The sequence below is a fragment of the Bdellovibrionales bacterium genome, assembly GCA_016714165.1.
In the GTDB taxonomy this organism is placed as follows: domain Bacteria; phylum Bdellovibrionota; class Bdellovibrionia; order Bdellovibrionales; family UBA1609; genus JADJVA01.
The window spans coordinates 349,896-368,322 of sequence record JADJNU010000002.1 but is presented as its reverse complement, the minus strand read 5'-3'; the positions used below and the strand labels follow the sequence as shown (position 1 = coordinate 368,322).

At 46.3% G+C, this 18,427-nt stretch carries 19 protein-coding genes; 12 read left to right on the top strand and 7 right to left on the bottom strand.

Annotation, left to right across the window (positions count from 1 at the left end; genetic code table 11):
* Window positions 1-3: 3 nt before the first annotated feature.
* The 7 genes from IPJ71_12960 to IPJ71_12930 form a co-directional block, all read right to left on the bottom strand.
* Window positions 4-717, bottom strand: coding sequence for an ABC transporter ATP-binding protein (locus IPJ71_12960; GenBank protein MBK7844580.1), 714 nt, complete (start codon window positions 715-717; stop codon window positions 4-6).
* Window positions 718-774: 57 nt separating this feature from the next.
* The gene (locus tag IPJ71_12955) at window positions 775-2,115 is read right to left on the bottom strand and encodes a hypothetical protein (protein ID MBK7844579.1); all 1,341 of its coding nucleotides are present in this window, start codon (window positions 2,113-2,115) and stop codon (window positions 775-777) included.
* Window position 2,116: 1 nt separating this feature from the next.
* On the bottom strand, window positions 2,117-3,172 hold the full coding sequence (locus IPJ71_12950) for a hypothetical protein (protein MBK7844578.1): 1,056 nt from the start codon (window positions 3,170-3,172) through the stop codon (window positions 2,117-2,119).
* Complete coding sequence (locus tag IPJ71_12945; protein MBK7844577.1) at window positions 3,169-4,452, bottom strand: hypothetical protein; 1,284 nt, start codon at window positions 4,450-4,452, stop codon at window positions 3,169-3,171. Before IPJ71_12945 ends, IPJ71_12950 begins: the two co-directional genes overlap by 4 nt.
* Complete coding sequence (locus IPJ71_12940; GenBank protein ID MBK7844576.1) at window positions 4,449-5,018, bottom strand: hypothetical protein; 570 nt, start codon at window positions 5,016-5,018, stop codon at window positions 4,449-4,451. Before IPJ71_12940 ends, IPJ71_12945 begins: the two co-directional genes overlap by 4 nt.
* A 291-nt stretch (window positions 5,019-5,309) precedes the next feature.
* On the bottom strand, window positions 5,310-6,533 hold the full coding sequence (locus IPJ71_12935; GenBank protein MBK7844575.1) for a cation:proton antiporter: 1,224 nt from the start codon (window positions 6,531-6,533) through the stop codon (window positions 5,310-5,312).
* A 237-nt stretch (window positions 6,534-6,770) separates the two neighbouring features.
* The gene (locus IPJ71_12930) at window positions 6,771-7,424 is read right to left on the bottom strand and encodes an NAD(P)-binding domain-containing protein (GenBank protein ID MBK7844574.1); all 654 of its coding nucleotides are present in this window, start codon (window positions 7,422-7,424) and stop codon (window positions 6,771-6,773) included.
* A gap of 151 nt (window positions 7,425-7,575) precedes the next feature.
* Here IPJ71_12930 and IPJ71_12925 point away from each other — a divergent pair, with 151 nt between their 5' ends.
* From IPJ71_12925 to hypD, 12 genes are all read left to right on the top strand, one after another.
* Window positions 7,576-7,950 carry a MarR family transcriptional regulator gene (locus IPJ71_12925; GenBank protein MBK7844573.1) on the top strand — a complete coding sequence of 125 codons (375 nt, stop codon included), beginning with the start codon at window positions 7,576-7,578 and terminating at the stop codon, window positions 7,948-7,950.
* A gap of 88 nt (window positions 7,951-8,038) precedes the next feature.
* Entirely contained in the window at window positions 8,039-9,343 is a 1,305-nt protein-coding gene (locus IPJ71_12920; protein MBK7844572.1) for an acetyl-CoA hydrolase/transferase family protein, read from the top strand.
* A 35-nt stretch (window positions 9,344-9,378) separates the two neighbouring features.
* A complete protein-coding gene (locus tag IPJ71_12915; protein ID MBK7844571.1) occupies window positions 9,379-10,503 on the top strand; it encodes a 4Fe-4S dicluster domain-containing protein in 1,125 nt (374 codons plus the stop codon).
* Window positions 10,475-10,939 carry a cyclic nucleotide-binding domain-containing protein gene (locus IPJ71_12910; GenBank protein ID MBK7844570.1) on the top strand — a complete coding sequence of 155 codons (465 nt, stop codon included), beginning with the start codon at window positions 10,475-10,477 and terminating at the stop codon, window positions 10,937-10,939. Before IPJ71_12915 ends, IPJ71_12910 begins: the two co-directional genes overlap by 29 nt.
* On the top strand, window positions 10,936-11,766 hold the full coding sequence (locus IPJ71_12905; protein ID MBK7844569.1) for an FAD/NAD(P)-binding protein: 831 nt from the start codon (window positions 10,936-10,938) through the stop codon (window positions 11,764-11,766). Before IPJ71_12910 ends, IPJ71_12905 begins: the two co-directional genes overlap by 4 nt.
* A gap of 3 nt (window positions 11,767-11,769) precedes the next feature.
* Window positions 11,770-12,654, top strand: a complete 885-nt coding sequence (locus tag IPJ71_12900; protein MBK7844568.1) for an oxidoreductase — start codon at window positions 11,770-11,772, stop codon at window positions 12,652-12,654.
* Window positions 12,651-14,009 carry a Ni/Fe hydrogenase subunit alpha gene (locus tag IPJ71_12895; GenBank protein MBK7844567.1) on the top strand — a complete coding sequence of 453 codons (1,359 nt, stop codon included), beginning with the start codon at window positions 12,651-12,653 and terminating at the stop codon, window positions 14,007-14,009. The genes IPJ71_12900 and IPJ71_12895 overlap by 4 nt, the downstream gene beginning before the upstream one ends.
* Window positions 13,996-14,451: a hydrogenase maturation protease gene (locus IPJ71_12890; GenBank protein ID MBK7844566.1), complete on the top strand. Its 456-nt coding sequence runs from the start codon at window positions 13,996-13,998 to the stop codon at window positions 14,449-14,451. Before IPJ71_12895 ends, IPJ71_12890 begins: the two co-directional genes overlap by 14 nt.
* A 24-nt stretch (window positions 14,452-14,475) precedes the next feature.
* The gene (locus IPJ71_12885) at window positions 14,476-14,742 is read left to right on the top strand and encodes a hydrogenase maturation nickel metallochaperone HypA (protein MBK7844565.1); all 267 of its coding nucleotides are present in this window, start codon (window positions 14,476-14,478) and stop codon (window positions 14,740-14,742) included.
* A gap of 13 nt (window positions 14,743-14,755) precedes the next feature.
* Window positions 14,756-17,101, top strand: coding sequence for a carbamoyltransferase HypF (gene hypF / locus IPJ71_12880; GenBank protein ID MBK7844564.1), 2,346 nt, complete (start codon window positions 14,756-14,758; stop codon window positions 17,099-17,101).
* Window positions 17,050-17,304 carry a HypC/HybG/HupF family hydrogenase formation chaperone gene (locus IPJ71_12875; protein MBK7844563.1) on the top strand — a complete coding sequence of 85 codons (255 nt, stop codon included), beginning with the start codon at window positions 17,050-17,052 and terminating at the stop codon, window positions 17,302-17,304. Before hypF ends, IPJ71_12875 begins: the two co-directional genes overlap by 52 nt.
* Window positions 17,305-17,306: 2 nt before the next feature.
* Window positions 17,307-18,422, top strand: coding sequence for a hydrogenase formation protein HypD (hypD, locus tag IPJ71_12870; GenBank protein ID MBK7844562.1), 1,116 nt, complete (start codon window positions 17,307-17,309; stop codon window positions 18,420-18,422).
* The last annotated feature ends 5 nt before the right edge of the window (window positions 18,423-18,427 follow it).

Below are 18,427 nucleotides of genomic sequence, written 5' to 3'. Positions count from 1 at the left end.
TGATCATAAGGTCATTAAACCGTCCTGAATATGTAAAATATGGGACACTCGCTTCATGAGCTTTTCATCATGAGTTGAAAACAAAAAAGTAACATTGTGCTTTCTGTTGAGTTCAAGCATAAGATCGATGATTTTATGGGAGGTTTGGGAATCCAGGTTGGCAGTGGGCTCATCAGCTAAGACCAGGCGTGGCTGAGTAACTAAAGCACGAGCGATTGCCACTCTTTGCCTTTGTCCCCCAGAAAGTTGGTCTGGACGGTGGAGCACAAAATCCTTTAGGCCAACGTCCGAGATGGCCTGATGAACTCGATATTCCCGGTCCTTTCGAGTGAGATGAGGTTGGATCAAAAGAGGAAGTTCAACATTTTCGGAAACATTAAGTACTGGAATAAGATTGAACGATTGAAATATAAATCCAATTTTTTGATTTCTTAAGCGACTTTTTTCGGTATCATTCAGATTTTGTACATTAATGTCATCAATAAGGACGGTCCCCTCGCTAGGGTCATCTATACAGCCAATCATATTCAAAAGAGTACTTTTACCTGAGCCTGAAGCGCCGATAAGGGCCGTAAATGCTCCGGCACTGAGATGCAAATTTACACCGTTCAGGGCGTGAACTCTAGTTTCTCCTAAGAGATATGATTTTTTGAGATTTCGAACAGTCACAATGAATTTTTCAGGTACCTTGAGTGTGGCTTTCGGGTCAGTTTGCATGATCATTTTCTCGCCTCAGTTTTCATGGCTTTGCGGTGTTCACCGCGGACAGTGTTACTACCATACATGCTCATAGCCAAAATATATAGTAGTGTGAGCAGGTGAGCCCAATTCTTTATTTTGTGCACTCGGTGAAAATAGCCCAGCCAGAGTCCAGGTGCCGGCAGGTCCCATAGTCCAGTCTGTGCTGAGGTAGTACTGATAGCTCAGATCTGTGTGTGATCTTATCGCTCTTGCCATTAAATTCCAGTTTGAAACTCCGAAAAAATCGGGAGCTCTCAACGATAGATAGGAGAATTTTTGGCCAGGAAATTCCATACCCAGTCCATCGACACGATGAATCCAAGTCGAGGTCCTTTGCATTTGGCTACCAGAGGAAGCTAGCAGTCCTCGGAGAAAGATCAAATGATCTTGTTCGTTATATCCAGGGGAGTAGGTGATCATCTCGTAGCGCAAATCAGAGCCATTCTCAAAAGCGTAACGTAGCCCGAGAACGCCAGATGAAAGCAACTCGTGAGATCCATGATGAGTCTGCTCCAGGCTGACCAATGAGGTGTTTGCATCTTCTGTTGGATACCAGCTTTCACTTCCCCTCTGATGTTTGCCATCACCGTAAAGGCTAAGCCCGTCAGATATTGACAAATTAAAGTATTCTCCAAAATAGGGAGACAAGGAGTCTTCGCCTCCAACGACGATTCCGACATAGTCGGACCCAGAATTCCAATTGAGTTCAGTTTTTTGAAGCATCTTATGGCGAAATTCTACGTCAGTCAGAAAAGGAGCGTCTCCGCTGTTGTCAGAGAGTTCTGCTAAAAATATCGTATTAATTTGAGGAGTCCAGGAGTAATTGAAACGGAGGAGATGCTTTCCTCTTGATTGGTGGGTTAAAGTCCTCTGCTGAGCCGTTTCACGAAAAATTCCATTGCTTGGATTAAAAGACTCAGCTGGTCCCCACTGAAAATTTTGAATGCCATAAACGGTGAAAAATGAGTCCGAAAGATTCCACTGCACGAAAGCTTCATTCCATCTCATTAGGGTGGTGCTGTTTGCTTTCGTGGTTAGATCTGGGCCCTCAGCTTGGCTCTTTCGAGAAAGTGACAAAGTGGGCCGCAGAATAACCACAAAATTTAAATAATAAGCGCGAACGTCCTCACGGAGTTGAGATTCAAGTATTTGAGATGGAATCTTGAATGAATTGCCCCGATTCAGATCTTCGTAGGAAATATTTGATTCGGTAAGAGTCGAAAACCATTTGGTGGAGATCTGTAGATCGTCCCAACCCGCCGCTGCAAGTGCAGATTGCCAGGGGGGTGAAATCAGGCAACTGCAGACGAGCATGAACATGAGAGGGAGTGCACGAGAGGTAGGGCTGCGGTCTTTCTGTTTTTGCGAATCCACATTAAGGCTCAATTGAAACTTCAGTTTTTGAGAAGCCAAGCAATTTCTCACGAATGACTTCTAGAGTATTGTTTGCCCAGAATACGTCGCGCCCAGTAAATGGGTGAACCTTAAGGCTTAAACTCAGTTTTCCGTTAAAAACACAATGGACAAATCCTATTGGATAGTTGGAGGATCCGGGAGGAGAGGTGAACCAAACTTCACGTGAATCCCATTCCTTGTAAAAGGCGTCTGTCTGCCAGCTGCCAAGATTAGAAAATGTTCCCATCCAAAAATTTCGTTTGGAGCTTCGCTTTGAAAGGTAGCTCATGCCAGCCTCACCCAGATATTTGCCCATCGAACAGACACTCCAGTTGGCCCAGTGCTCTGAATTTTGCAGGGCCTGTTTAATTTGGTTTTGGATTTGGTGCGAAGACCAAGGGGGGTGACTTAGTAGCGTGATAAAGCTAACCTGGTTACAGATCGTGTCCGCTGCCATTGAAGCCCCTCGCATATTGATGGGAAATAGCCACTTTGCAGTTTGGCTAGGGTTTTTTAAAAGCTCTCTTGTTTGAGTGTCCAGCAAACTCAATAAAGAACCATCCAAATTAGTTTTTCTTGAGGCGAGGGCCTTAAGAATGCGAGAGGTTTCATCGACGGAGAATCCAAGCACGGCCGTTTCATGAGGATTTCCAATTGGTTGGTTTGGAGGTATCCAGTTAGCATTTGCTCCTGATTGCTTTTTTAAGGCCTTTCGAAGAGCGTGGATATTTTCTAATCTGGAGGGAGCTTTTTTGTTTTTTATTTCCGGAAAGGACTTTGAGCGTTGTCCGAGATTTTTTAAAATCACATTCATTGCCGAGATGCCATCCATTTCGGTATGTGAAAAGTTATAAAATTCCTTTTTAAGCACAAGCCCATTGTGGTCGAGATCCGGGATGCCACGTCCAAAGCTGACAACATGATTTTCGCCACGCTTTTTTGCAACCTCAAACCACTTTCCGCACCAATCTGTGGGTGCAGAATTTTGAGATAAGATGGGTGATTCTGGACAGCTTTGCCCCAGGTATTCTTTCATAATGACGCTCCTTCGAGATACAGAGGAGTGTGTTTTGGTAACAAGAGACGAGAATCCGGAGGCGAAGAGCTGGGGATGACCTGATACATGGTCGCAGGTAGATCAAAAATGAGACCATCTGGAAGTCTGACATGAGGTGCAGCAGGCCATCTCCCTTCGATCCAAGTGATCAAGTGTACTTTTTCTTTGGCTGCCAGTTTGTAGGTTTCAAGGACGAGTTTTCGAAGCACCTTGTGCTTTTGTTCTTTGGGGAGGTGTGGATGAATCATCAGATGAGTCAGGTAGATTTGAGACATTGGTTGTCCATTGACGACTGGTGCACGACCAAATCGCGGAAGCAATCCGCCCATCCTGGAGAGGAATGGTGAGAGTCCTTGCACGACTGGAGCGCGCACGCTTGATCCGAGCCATGGCCAGCAGGCGCCAAGCTTGTTCCCGACTTTATCCGTCACCTCAATTGTGGGGAAGGGATTGAGGGGGCGCCAGTGATTGTCGAGATGTCCCAAATATTTATCAATGGCCTTTTGATCAGGTAGATAAGGGAGTCCTAAAGATCCAGCATTCATTTTTTGCCAGTCCTCGAGATAGGCCCGATCAATTTTTTGATTGATTTTTGTAAGTAGGTGGTGGTCCAGTCGATTGTAGAATCCAGGCCAGGGATGAAAAAGTAGGCTTCGTGCATTGTATTTCTGCAGCGGAAGATATTGAATGCCTGGTAACTTTTTGGTCAATACTTGAAGCGCCCGATGATTCGTATCGAAAACAGAAGTTACAAAATAGTCGCACCTTTCATTTGGATTTTGAGTTGTGCGAAGCTGAGTGATGAGATCAAGATAGATAGATCGCCAGTCAGATTTTCGCTTTGCAGGCGCTCGGGGGTCCACGCGCAGATCGCACAAGTATCCCAATAGGCTTGGTTTCCCCCTGACAGCTGTCGAGGTTCTTATCAGCCCAGATGATCCGCATATGGATCCTTGGGAGTTGGTCATCACAAATGGGAAAAATGATCCTCCGCTCAATCGGTAAAAGGAGAAGTAGTCTTTCCCGCGTTGAAAACTAAGAGACCAGTTCTTGGTTTGCATTGGTTGCATATTCATAAACCGCAGCAATTCTGGCTCGTCTTGTATGTCGGCTAGGCGGCAGTGCGAGCGGTCTTTAAAAATCTTTTCAACAACGCTTTCGGTGAGAGCTGAGTCAGCACGCAGGCCGGTTGCCTCCGCAGCAAATTGATTTTTCGAGCTCGAAGACAAGTCTGAATCTGTCAGTTTAGGTTCTGTCATAATTCTATATCCATTGGTTTTTGGAAAAAACTGGAGGAACGAGGGCGACGCAAGCGATTAAGTAAGAAGCCTGGATTTGATCTCCAGGCCTTATTGAGTGCATCGACGGATCCAATCTGGATGATTTCATCATCCGGCTTGGCCATTCCCGGTAGAAGGCGAGTGGGGCCCTGGTATATTGTGACCGGCCGGGCAATGGAATAGATTTCCCCCAATTTTGGCTTCGAGGAGGAATAGGCATAAATAAAGTATGGTCTTCGTAAAAATCTAATTTCTTTGTAAATCGTTAAGTAGAAGAGAAAATTGGTCAGGCGACTTTTGTAACCGGGGTCGAGCCACAATCCAGTGATTTCAAAAAGGGAATCGTGCTCGTATTTAAGATGTGAAATTTTTGCGAGTGCCTCATCTGGGAGACTTGAAATCACTCGATAGGGAGGCTGAGTGATCAAGGCGAAGCCGCCAACCAATTCTTGGGTTTTTGAAAAAAATCCGATGACTCTATTTTGGGCGAGATAGGGCGCTGGAAAGCCACCCCCATCCATTTGTGACAGGATGATGAGAAACAATTCACTTCAGATTCGGATTTGAGCGGTCGTGGAAGAGGGACTTGAATGGAGAAACCGGCCATGGTGTTTCCTCTCAAAGTTTGGAAAAGTCAGAAAAACGATCAGTCAACCCCCTGTCGGAGCCTTAAAAGCCGCGACGTCCTTGGAGTTGAGATTAGTATGCCAAAGCGTTTCAGAAAGATTAAGTCCAGCTCTAAGACAATCATGAATAGCCCTGTTGCGTCTACGAATTGAGTCGAAGTTTCGTAGCTTGGATACTGATAATAGGGTTTAGCTGTATCGAAAAAGGTCTTAAACAGACGGTTTGTTTGAGTAGAGGCGTCTGGGGAGCAAGGGGGATACCCATTTTCTAAACATGAGCGGGGTGATAATGGTAGTAAAAACACCCATCAGAACCAAGGTAGAAAACAACCCCTGCTCAATGAGGCCCCGCTGGTAGGCTATTCCGGCGACGACCAATTCCATGACTCCTCGTCCATTTAGAATAACGCCTATGCCAAGACAATCTGCCTGAGGGAGGGAGAGAAGCTTGCCTCCCAACCAGCCAGAAAATATCTTTGATACGACTGACACAATCAAAACGACGACGACGAATAAAGCCGAATCCATAGCCCTCACATTGAATTCTAGACCCAAATAAGCAAAGAAAACGGGAGCCAGGAATCCACCTGTGATTGATCCAAGGGTCCTTTCGAGTTCATGATATCGAGATACAAGAAAGAACTTCTTATCAATCAAAAGCGCTCCGAAAAAGGCGCCAATGACAAAATGAAAACCCAAAATTTCGCTCAGAGAACCAAAAACCAGGGCAAAAAGCACAACAATTCCAAAAAGAGCTTCATTTCCTAGAATCTCGACGATTTTCTCTGGAACCTTGTGAATATGGATTCCGCGGTCAACTAATTGTTCAATAAACCAATTGAATCCCAAAATGCAGGCGGCAAGGAAAATGAGTTTGCTTCCGATAATAAAAATTGAGATTCCCACAGCCATCATAGAGCCCTGAGAGGGCAGGTTGAGAATCACGCCCAGAGCCAGAAGAGCAGCCACGTCATTAAATATCGCTGTCGCTATGGAGTATCGAGCGATATCAGAATCGAGAATGCCAAAATTTTGAAGTATTCTGATGGCCACAGGTAGGGCGGTGATAGAAATACATAGCCCCAAAAAAATAGTTTTCATAATGGTCAGCTGAAAGGCGATGCCAACAAGCATACCCGCAGTTAGAGGAATAATAAACCCAAGAATGGCGATCACGATTCCTTTGCTCGTGAGGGCGCTGACAATATCCTTAAAATTCATTTCCAATCCAGCAGAAAGGACGACGAGAAACACGGCAAGCTCTGAGATACCCGCAAGAGCCGCATTTGCATGAATGAGATTCAGAAGGCTGGGGCCAAGCAGAACGCCAGCCAGCATCTCGCCCACAATTGAAGGTTGTTGATATCGCTGAAAGATTTGGCCAAAAAGCCTGGCGACGATGATAAGGATCAGCAAAGTGGTCAATAATGGCATAAGATAAGTCCCATTTCTATGAGAACCAAACCCATTCAAAAATTCAAGTAGACCGTGGGTACAATGCCCGAAAACAAGGAGGGAGTCATCCGGCTTTGTGGGTCCTTCTGAATATTTATTGATAGCTGCGATGGGACACAGGTATTAAATGCTCTGACTAAAGCAGTTAAATAGGAGGAACTCTCAGCAGAGGGAGTCTCCCTCCTTCTGCTGATGTTATTGGAAACTCACTAGAACTCATGTTTTCAGAAGTTTAAAGGCATGTCCCCACTTGTTATTTAACAAGCCCGGGATACACCAAAGAATACAAAGAGGTTCGATCGCGCGCGCGGCCTCAGCGCCACCCATATCTTCGGTTTCCCAGCCAAATTGCGTGAGAATTTCTCGAACTCTGCCTTTGGCCTCACTGTTGGACCCGCAAATAAACATGGTGGGCTTTCCATCGGGAAAAGAAGGGTCCACCATGAAAGGCCCTCCGACACAGGAAAAGGCCTTTACGAAATTGGCCTGGGGGGCTGCCTTTTGAAGTATCTCCATGAGAGAGCTATTGGCAGCGGTAAAGAAGTTGAGCACGCCATTGGTAGGCGGAACGTCCGCAATTGGATTTGTGACGTCAATGATTGTTTTGCCTTTGATTGAAGAAGGAGAAAGACTTTTGATCGCTTGCTCAGCAGCGGTACCTTTTACTGCTAAAACAAGGATATCTCCAAATAAGGCAGACTCTTCAAAAGTTCCAACCTTTGCATTCTTTGAATTCTTTGATTTCCAATCACTCAATTTCGAGGGGTTGCGACTACCACGCATCACTTCATATCCGTATTTCAGGAAGCCATTGGCGAGGATTTCCCCCACTGTTCCAGATCCGAGGACGGCTACTTTTAAATTTCCCATAGAGAAGCTCCTTAAAGAAGTGTTGTTAAAGTCCTATTGACTTTTTTATGATTGTATATACAATTGTATATGCAATGATAAAAAAATCGCAAGGACCTTTTCAAAAGTATCAAAATTAGACGAGTGCTTTCGGGGCTGTCTTTATTTTGCGATGAGTCGATTTTATCGTAGGATCGATCGTTTGGCCTTTGAGGCCTTTAAAGATTTAGAAATGTCGCCCAGTCAGGCCTTTCTCCTCATGGCTTTGGGAAAATCCGAGGGGCATGCGGCTCCATCTTCGGTATTGGCGAAGCTGATGGATTTGGATCGTTCAACTCTTACGCGCCTCTTAGGGCAGCTGGAGGAAAAGAGATATCTCAGACGCAAGAAGACGGGACGTCAAGTCGTCGTCTGCCTGCAGGTGAAGGGATTGGAATTCTTACCAAAAATCAATCAGTGTTGGAAAAATCTTTACCAACAATATTGCAAGGTGTTGGGTGAAAACAATGCTGAAGCGCTAAATCGGCTGATTCACAAGAATTCATGAGGGAAGAGTCTAGCTCTGCTGGAGTCGTGACCGATTATGAGATATAAATGTCGGTCATAACGAATTGATATCAGAAGGAGTGAGCGGCATGAACCTTCAGATCTCGAAAGTGAACTGGGTGAGCGCCCAGGAAGCAGTGCAGGCAGTTCGATCTGGAGATCGAGTTCTGATTCAAGGGGCTGCAGCAACTCCTCAACGCCTGATAGAGGCGATGGTGGAGCAAGCCGACCGTCTGAGAAATGTCGAGATTTTTCATCTCCATACAAGCGGGACGTCCCCCTATGCAGATAAAAAGTACAGAGATAGTTTCAAGGTTTCATCTTTTTTTATGGGAGCTAACCTGCGCAGTCGATTCTGCCCTCCTCAGGTTGATTATCTTCCTTGTTCGCTATCAGAAATTCCGCAGCTGATACGGTCAAGAAGAGTGGAGATTGATGTGGTCTTTATTCACGTTTCTCCACCAGACCAGCACGGCGATTGCTCTCTGGGTACGAGTGTCGATATTATTCCAGCTGCTCTAGAGCAAGCCAAAATTGTGATCGCTCAGATTAATCCTCACATGCCTCGAACGCATGGGGATGGATTTCTTCATGTGAGCAAAATCGATTATGCCGTTCAGGTTGATGATGAATTGCCTGAAGAAGCGCCGATCTTGCCAACGCCTGTCGAGCAACAGATTGGAAATTACGTGGCGGATTTAGTGGAGGATGGCTCAACTCTGCAAATGGGTATTGGGGCGATACCTGACGCCGTATTGGGTCAGCTTTCCAATCGAAGATATCTTGGGATTCATACCGAAATGTGGTCAGACGGGGCTTTGAAGCTGATCCAAGCTGGAGTGGTAGATAACAGTCGAAAAAAGTTGCACAAGGGAAAGACCGTCTCCTCTTTTTTAATGGGGTCGCGAGAGCTTTATCGCTTTGTTCACGACAATCAGGCGACGGTTCAGTTGGATGTCGGTTATATCAATAATCCAATCAATATTGCTCGCAATCCAAAAGTCGTCGCAATTAACTCCGCTGTCGAAGTCGATTTGACGGGACAGGTCTGCGCCGATTCAGTTGGAAGTCGGATCATTTCTGGATCGGGAGGTCAACTGGATTTTATTTTGGGAGCTTCTCTCTCTGAAGGGGGGAAGCCGATTATTGCTCTGACCAGTCGAGCGAAGAATGGGGCTCCTCGGATCGTGGCGAATCTCAATGTTGGGGCCGGTGTTGTGACTCCAAGGGCCTTGGTTCATTTCATTGTTACGGAATATGGCAGGGTGGATCTCTACGGAAAGACGCTTTCAGAACGAGCAAAAGCTTTGATTGAAATTTCTCATCCCGATGATCGAGAAACTCTTCATAAAAATTGGTGGAATTTCTGTCAGGGTCTTAAGACAAAAACATGAAGACTCAATTGAACTTGCCTCAATTCGAAGAACAAATGGGTGTGGGCGGAATAGCCACGCTGATTCAGTTACTTCAAGATTCTGGATTTGAGGTGGTAGGCCCCCAGGTGAGGGATCAGGCGATTGTCTATGATGTTCTACAAAAGGCGGAAGATTTACCTCGAGGCTACACGGAAAAACAAGAAAGGGGTTTTTATCGGCTTGCTCAGCGGGACGATGGGGCCTACTTTGGGTTCACTGTTGGTCCAGACAGTTGGAAGAAATTCTTGTTTGTTCCGAAAGAACGCCTTTGGAAATCGAATAAGAACAAAGATGGGAACCTCTGCTTTATACCTGAAAAGATAGCCTGTCCACGTCGAGCATTTTTAGGGGTGAGGGCCTGTGAGCTTGCCGCTATTCGAATCCAAGATCAGATTTTTTTGGAGGGACCAGTCGTTGATAGGCCATATCAAGAAAGACGGGCAGCGACGATATTGATTGCGGTTCAGTGTATGTCTGTCGCACCGACGTGTTTTTGTGCATCCATGAACACCGGACCAGGCGTCTCTGAGGGTTTTGATCTCTTGTTGGTTGAAGTTCCTGAAGTCGATCATCATCGATTTTTGCTGAAGTCTGGGTCTCCCGAAGGGGAGAAGTTGATGGGAGAACTCCGTCGCATGAAATGTCTGTATCCGACATCCGTCGAAGATTCACTCATTTCAAATCAGCAGATTGCCATGGTGGCCGACGCGCAGATGAGATCGATGAAACCAATCGAGGATAAAAAGTTGTTAGACAGATCATTTCATAGTGGTCGCTGGGAAGAGATATCTAAGAAATGTCTCAACTGTGCGAACTGCACTTTGGTTTGTCCGACTTGTTTTTGTTCAAGAGTCGAAGATACGACCGATTTAAAAGGTGACCACGCCGAAAGGTGGAGAAAATGGGACTCTTGTTTTACTCTCGATCACAGCTATATTCATGGCGGCAGTGTTAGGCAGAGCGGCAAATCTCGATATCGCCAATGGTTGACCCACAAAGTCTCAAGTTGGTTTGATCAATACGGAAAGTCTGGATGTGTCGGATGTGGCCGGTGCATTAGTTGGTGCCCGGTGGGTATAGATTTAACAGAAGAGATAAGGGCGTTTGATCATGAAAAAAATTTCGGAACTACTGAATGACTGTGTGTTCTTTAGTCATTTCCCTCAGGAATATTTAAACCTCATTGGTGGATGTGGGAAAAATCGAGTCGTTAAGTCTGGTCAGTACCTTGCTCAGGAGGGCGATGCCGCTGAGGCTTTTTATGTTCTTAGAAAGGGACGAGTGGCTATAGAAACACATATGCAGGGGCATGGAGTTCTCTTGGTTGAAACACTCGGATCTGGTGAGCTTATTGGGTGGTCGTGGCTGGTGGAGCCTTTTAAGTGGAAATTTGACGTGAGAGTCTTGGAGCAAGCGCATTTGATTGAATTTGACGGCGGTTGCTTGCGAAAAAAGGCAGAAAATAATCCTGAACTTGGCTACCTTTTGATGAAGAAAATTGCTTTGGTTATTGCGGGTCGGTTGAGCGCAACTCGGTTGCAACTCATTGACATTTATGGAAAGGGTGGACATTGAAGTCAGAAAATCCTCTCCTTCCGGTTCCCTATCGCGTTGTTAAGTACACTCAGGAGACAAGTGACGTGTTCACGATCGAGTTGGTTCCCGAAGGTTCCCAGCAAAGCATGGAGTTTTCGCCGGGCCAGTTTAACATGCTTTACCAGTTTGGAGTGGGAGAAGTTGCTATTTCTATCAGTGGAAACTCCGCCAAGGCTGATTGCTATGTTCATACCATTCGGGCGGTAGGTACCGTGACGAGAAGAATGAAAATGTTGACAGAGAGGAGCCAAATTGGAATCAGGGGGCCATTTGGAGTGCCCTGGCCTCTGGACAAGGCACAAGGGAAGGATATAATTTTGGTCGCAGGTGGAATCGGCCTGGCTCCCTTGCGTCCCGTGATTTATGCCTACCTGGCGAACAAGAGTAAATATGGTCGCTTGAGTGTTCTCTACGGAGCGAGGTCCCCTAAAGACTTAGTTTTCAAAAAGGAATTCAGTAAATGGCGAAAACTCGGAGTTGAATTGAGCGTAGCTGTCGACGCGGCTGGACCGACTTGGAAGGGTCACGTCGGGGCCGTAACAAAATTGATTCCGAATTTGGATTTGGACCCTGGAAAAAGTCTTGTGATGGTTTGCGGCCCTGAGATCATGATGCGTTTTATAGCGGATCCCCTACTGGGAAGGGGTGTAGTAGAAAAAGACATCTACGTTTCCATGGAGCGCAATATGCAATGTGCGGTGGGCTTTTGTGGTCATTGTCAATACGGTGGAGAGTTTATCTGCAAAGACGGTCCTGTTTTTTCATTTGATAGATTGAGTTCCACTTTTCTGAGAAGAGAATTTTGATTCATGAGAAAGAAATCAAGTAAGGCCGGGAATAAGAGAGCTAAAATCAAACCTAAGTTGGCCGTTTGGAAATTTGCGTCCTGTGATGGCTGTCAATTGAGTTTGCTTGATTGTGAGGATGAGTTACTTGGAATTGCTGAGATAATTGAGATAGCTAATTTTGCAGAAGCGAGTCGTCACGTTCTCCCTGGTCCTTATGATCTTTCCTTGGTTGAGGGTTCAATTACGACCTCTCACGATGCCGACCGAATCAAAGATGTTCGGAATCAATCGCGCCATTTGGTGACGATCGGGGCCTGTGCGACTTCCGGTGGGGTGCAGGCCCTGCGCAATTATGCTCGTGAGGAGGACTATAGAAAATATGTCTATGCTCGACCAGATTATATCGAGGCTCTAGCGACTTCGACTCCGATCTCAAACCACGTCAAGGTTGATTTTGAGCTCCAGGGCTGTCCAATCAATAAAACTCAACTTTTAGAGGTGATTTCGGCATTTTTGCACGGGCGCAAGCCAAATATTAGCTCCTACAGTGAGTGCATCGATTGCAAATTAGATGGCAACGTCTGTGTTATGGTGGCTCATGGGACGCCATGCCTGGGACCTATCACTCATGCGGGTTGCGGATCAATATGCCCACGATATAACCGAGGTTGTTATGGCTGCTACGGGCCTCAAGACAGTCCCAATCCTCGCGCTCTGGGGGATTGGATGGTCGCGATGACAAAGGCGTCTCCAGATTTCGTGAACAGATCTCTGCAAACCTATTATACTGGCAATAAAATTTTTCACGAAGCTTCGGAACTGTTTCAAAAGGATGCGCAGAAAGTTGATGCATTGGGTGAGTCTCAATCATTGCCTAGCCCAGAACCAAATAGGAAAGACACATGAGCTCCGATTCTGAAATTAAAATTAAGGCGGGAATTAGGCCAGGTGCCCAAGCTGGTCTTAAAACAAGAACAATCAAAGTTGACTACTTGGCTCGGGTGGAGGGCGAGGGATCTCTTTATGTTCGTACAAAGGGGCAGGAAATTGAGGAGGTTCAGTTTAAAATTTTTGAACCCCCGAGGTATTTTGAAGCTTTGTTACGAGGACGTGATTTGACGGAGGCCTGCGACATCACGTCCCGCATATGTGGAATTTGTCCGATTGCCTATCAAATGAGCGCTGTTCAGGCGATGGAATCTGCATTGGGCATTGAGCTGACGAAAGAAATCAGTGAGTTACGTCGTTTGATTTTTTGTGGGGAGTGGATTGAGAGTCACACTTTGCATGTCTATATGCTTCATGCTCCTGATTTTCTCGGTTTTGAAGATGCTATAAAAATGGCAAAGAAATATCCAAAGGTGGTTTCTCAGGGGTTGCAACTTAAGAAAATTGGGAATGATCTCATGAAATTGGTCGGTGGTCGTGAGATTCACCCCATCAATGTGAAAGTGGGTGGGTTCTATAAGCTTCCCGACCCTTCCCAATTGCGAAAAATGCTGGATCCATTGAAGCAAGCAAGAGACATCGCTGAGGAAACAGTTCGGTTTGTATCCAAGCTGGAATTCCCTGATTTTGAGAGGGACTACGAATTTGTCTCACTCTTTCACTCAGAGGAATACCCCATTAACAGAGGTCGAATCATTTCCAACCGGGGATTGGATATTGAAGTGCCATCGTATTTAGACCATTTTCAGGAGCTCCATGTCGCGCGATCTAATGCCTTACATTCGGTTCTAAAGGAGAGGGGTGAATACCTTGTTGGTCCACTTGCCAGATATTTTCACAATGAGGGCAGACTGCCGGAGAGGGTGAGAGAGTGCGCCCGGGAAATTAATTTTAAAGTCAAAGATTGTCGAAATCCTTTCAAGAGCATTATTGTTCGTTCGTTGGAAATTTTGTTCGCTTGTGAGGAAAGTCTTAGGATTATCGAAGGCTACGTGGCTAAGGGCCCGGCCTTTGTCAACTATGAGGTAAAAGAAGGGATTGGCCATGGTTGTACTGAGGCTCCTCGGGGCATTCTTTATCATCGTTACGAAATTGGCTGTGACGGAAAAATCAAGGAGGCGAAAATCATACCGCCGACTTCGCAGAATCAAAAGACGATCGAATCCGATCTTTTTGAGGTCGTTCGAAAATATTTTTCGTCACCGGAAAGCGAACTTCGGCATCGTTGTGAGCAGACAGTTCGAAATTATGATCCCTGTATTTCCTGTGCCACTCATTTTTTGAAAATTGAGCGCGAAGATGTTAACTCATAAGGCCCTTATCTGTTTGGCTAATCCCAATCGGGGAGACGATGCTTTTGGTTGGATCGTGGCTGATCAGTTTGTCAGCGAAGGAGAAACACTTTTCTCTGTCATTAAGAGCAGTGGCGACATCACAGATCTGCTGGACGTCTTCGGCTCATATAGAAAGGTTATTGTACTTGATGCGATGGAAACCGAGGATTTGGTTCCGATAAAAAAATGGGATGCAAAGGAAGAGTCACTTCCAGCCAGTCTGTCAGGTACCTCTTCTCATGTGCTCGGAGTAGGTCAGGCCATTGAACTCTCTCGAGCTTTGGACAAAATACCTGATGAATTGATTGTTATTGGAGTAAAAGGGGTGAATTTTCAAATGGGCGAAGAGCTAAGCCCTGGAATGCGCTCAATGATTCCAGAAATTATCGCTTACATTCGCAAGGAGTTTGCCGAAATCTGAGAAGTAAGTAAGGAGGTTAGAAGAATGCATGAAGTTGCCATGATGAAAGATCTTGTTCGTGAAGTGAATAGAATAGCAGAATGTGAGAAGGCGAAAGCTGTCGTGAGTATTTCGGTGTGGATTGGTGCGCTATCACATTTAACTCCAGAGCATTTCCTTGAGCATTTTGCGGAGGATGCAAAGGGAAGTCTTGCTGAGAAGGCCCAGGTTAGCTTTGAAGTCTCTTCTGATATTCATGATCCGAGAGCTCAGGATGCTGTTTTGATGTCAGTTCAAGTCGCTGGAGACTAAAGGATCAATCAACGTGTCTATTCGAATTGAATTTCGAATCACTGGTCTTGTTCAGGGAATGGGAATTCGACCAAAAATTCTAAGAATGGCGAAGGCCCTTGGAATTACAGGAAGAGTTCTCAACGAGTCGGATGCCGTCCTTATTGAGGCGCAGTCGCAAAGCGCGGAGGATCTCGAGAAATTTGTGCAGCTCATTGGAGAAACAGGAGAGGTGGTTGAAAAACAATACTTGCCTCCGGTGGTTCGTGAATTCAATTTCTCAATTGATAAAAGCCAAGTTTTTAATCCAAAATCTTCAGTCCTTAGCCCCGACAGAGCCATTTGCAGTGAATGTAAAAAGGAATATCAGGACCCAAAGGATCGAAGGTTCGGCTTTTCTTTTATTTCATGTGCCGAGTGTGGCCCTCGGCAGAGCCTCTCTTTTGGAATGCCCTATGATAGGGCTTTGACTTCTTGGAGGTCATTTCCGATTTGCTCTAGATGTCAGGATGAGTACGGGGATCCTGAAAATCGCCGTTTTCATGTTCAGGGGATATCCTGCCCTCAATGTGGCCCAGCTCTGACTTTGAAAACCCCGGGCGGAGAGTCTTTGGCCAGCGAGAAGGAGGCCCTGATTCTCGCCTGTGCTGCGCTCAAATCAGGAAAAATTATTGCGGTAAAGGGGATCTCGGGATTTCACTTGATGTGTGATGCCAGCCGCATCGAAAGTATAGAGGAGTTGAGAAGAAGAAAGAGGCGGCCAGCGAAGCCCTTTGCAGTGATGGTTCAGGATATTTCTCAGGCCCGGTCTATCGCTCTTGTTGGGGAGGTGGAGATCAGAGCATTGGAGAGTCCTGTGGCTCCGATCGTCTTATTAAGAAGGAAATCGCCAACAGCACTGTTGGCGGATGCGGTGGCACCGGGTCTTCATCGGGTCGGAATCATGCTTTCGTCTTCTGCCTACTATATTGAATTAATAAAAATGTTTGGCGGCCCCCTGGTCGCCACGAGCGGAAACCGCGGAAGTGCGCCAATTTGTTTTCGATTGGAGCAGGCTCTTTCTGAGCTCAGGGACATTGCAGATTTATTTTTGGATCATAATTTGGAAATTGCCCATGCTGCCGATGATTCCGTGGTTCAAGTTGTGATGGGTGAGATTTGCTGTCTTCGCCGTGGGAGGGGATATCCTCTTAGAGTTTCGGTGAAGAGGATTCAGTCTAAACCCCTCGTCGCTCTTGGTGCGGATCTGAAAAATTCAATTGCACTCGGGACGGGTCGGGGTATCGTCTTGAGCCCCTATCTTGGACAGTTGGGCTCGGCTGAGGTGGACGATCGTCATCGCAAGCTCAGATCAGACTGGCTGAAGGAGTATTCAGTAGAAAGTCCCCTGGTTATTTTCGATCTTCATCCTGACTATCGCAGTAGCATCATGGCAAGCGAAGTCCTCGGTGAGGAGTATATTCCTGTGCAGCATCACTGTGCTCATATTGCCGGTGTTTTGGCAGAGAAGAAATTCAATTTAGAGCCAGTGATAGGTGTGGCATGGGATGGGACGGGGTATGGTGTAGATGGTTCTAGCTGGGGCTCGGAGGTTATTTTATTTTCCCAAGATGAATTGAAGAGGCTTGCTAGCTTCCGGACTTTCCCGTTGCTGGGTGGCGACCGAGCTTCGCGTGAGCCCTGGCGTGTGGCATTCAGTCTTCTTCGAGAGGCTAATATTCCTTTGGACCAAATCGTTTCAAGCTCTTGGTGGAAAAATCTTCGATGCCAGTTTTCAGTTGATCAAATGGAATCATTGCGGTCATTATCGGTCAAGTCATCCAGCCTCGGCCGTTTTTTCGATGGAGTTTCATCCCTATTGGAGGTACGACATTTTTCAAGCTATGAGGGGCAGGCAGCCATTGAGCTGGAGAGCATGGCTGAGATGTCGGGTGAGACGGGCAAGGGTAACTGCGGCTTCGCTGTTCAATCGAAATCGAAATCGAAATTGATTCTTTTCGAGTCAGGACCTGACGGTGTGCTCAGGTGGGATTGGAGAGCCTACATTCGAAGTCTCTTTGCAGCCAGTTGCAGTGAGGCTTGCGCAACGAAGGAGAGGGCGGCTCTTGCGTTTTGTTTTCATCAGCTACTGGCTGCTCTCTTGATTGAGATCATACAGAAGAACTTGGAATTGTGTAAAAACAAACCTGTCATACTGAGTGGGGGAGTTTTTCAAAACGCACTCCTTCTTGAAATTGTAGTGAGAGCTTTGCGTGAACATAAAATTGAAGTTTTTTGGAATAAAGAGATTCCTTCCAATGATGGTGGAATTGCGGTAGGACAGATTGTATGTGTCTCGGAGTACCTGGTCGCATTGAGAAAATTTCAACAACCGAAGTGATTCACTTGCCGGATCGGGCAGATCTCATTCTGCGCGGGGGATTTGTGAGGTTTGGTGGGATCATGAAGGAAGTGAATTTAACCTACGTGCCGGAGGCTGTTGTGGGGGATTACGTCCTGGTCCATGTGGGTTTTGCCATCACCCGCCTAAAGAAGGACGAAGCCGATCTGATTTATCAGACGCTGGGTGAGCTAGGAGACTAACTGTGAAATTTATGGCCGAATACCGGGATCCAGTTCGGGCTGCAAAAATTGCTGATTCAATTCGGAGACTTTGCACTCGCCCTTGGGTCCTGATGGAAATATGTGGCGGGCAAACTCACAGCATCATTCGCTACGGCATAGACCAAATGTTGCCAGATAGAATCGAATTGGTACACGGACCAGGTTGTCCTGTCTGTGTCACGCCGATTGAGAAAATCGATTGTGCCATCGCGCTGGCCAAGATTCCGGATCTTATATTTTGTACTTTTGGAGATATGTTAAGGGTTCCGGGTAGTCGCCAGGATTTATTTTCAGCCAAGGCCCAGGGTGCGGATGTGAGGATTGTCTACTCTCCTATGGATGCTCTTCAGTTAGCCGAAAAGAATCCTGGTAGGGAAGTTGTTTTTTTTGCAATTGGATTTGAAACGACCGCGCCAGCAAATGCAATGGCTATTTACATGGCTCGTAAAAAAGGAATACCGAACTTCTCGGTACTTGTGTCTCACGTTTTGGTTCCGCCAGCCATGGAAAGCATTCTGTCATCGGCTGAAAATCGAGTCCAGGGATTTCTTGCGGCCGGTCACGTGTGCGCGGTGATGGGTTACAATGAGTACGCTCCAATTTCTGCAAAGTACAGGATTCCGATCGTGATCACGGGCTTTGAGCCGATTGATCTTTTAGAGGGAATTTTTCTTGTTGTTCGTCAGCTTGAACAGGGTCGCTTCGAAGTGGAAAATCAATACACTCGCGCTGTATCGGCAGATGGAAATCCTGTGGCTCAGGATATCTTGAAGGAAGTGTTCGTGATTACAAAAAAGGAATGGCGCGGTCTTGGTGCGATTGAGGCGAGCGGATTGAAGTTGAACGAAGCCTATCGTAATTTTGATGCCGAAATTCGATTTGAAGACGAACTAGCTGGGAGGGAGTTATCGGCGTCTCCCATAAACTGCATCAGTGGATTGATCTTGCAAGGAATTAGGAAACCTCACGATTGTGAGGCATTTGATAAGGTTTGTCATCCCGACAACCCCTTGGGCGCGACGATGGTTTCAAATGAGGGGGCCTGTGCTGCTTATTGGAAATATCGCCGGTTCGAAGGCAAGATAACGGAAAAATAAGGGGA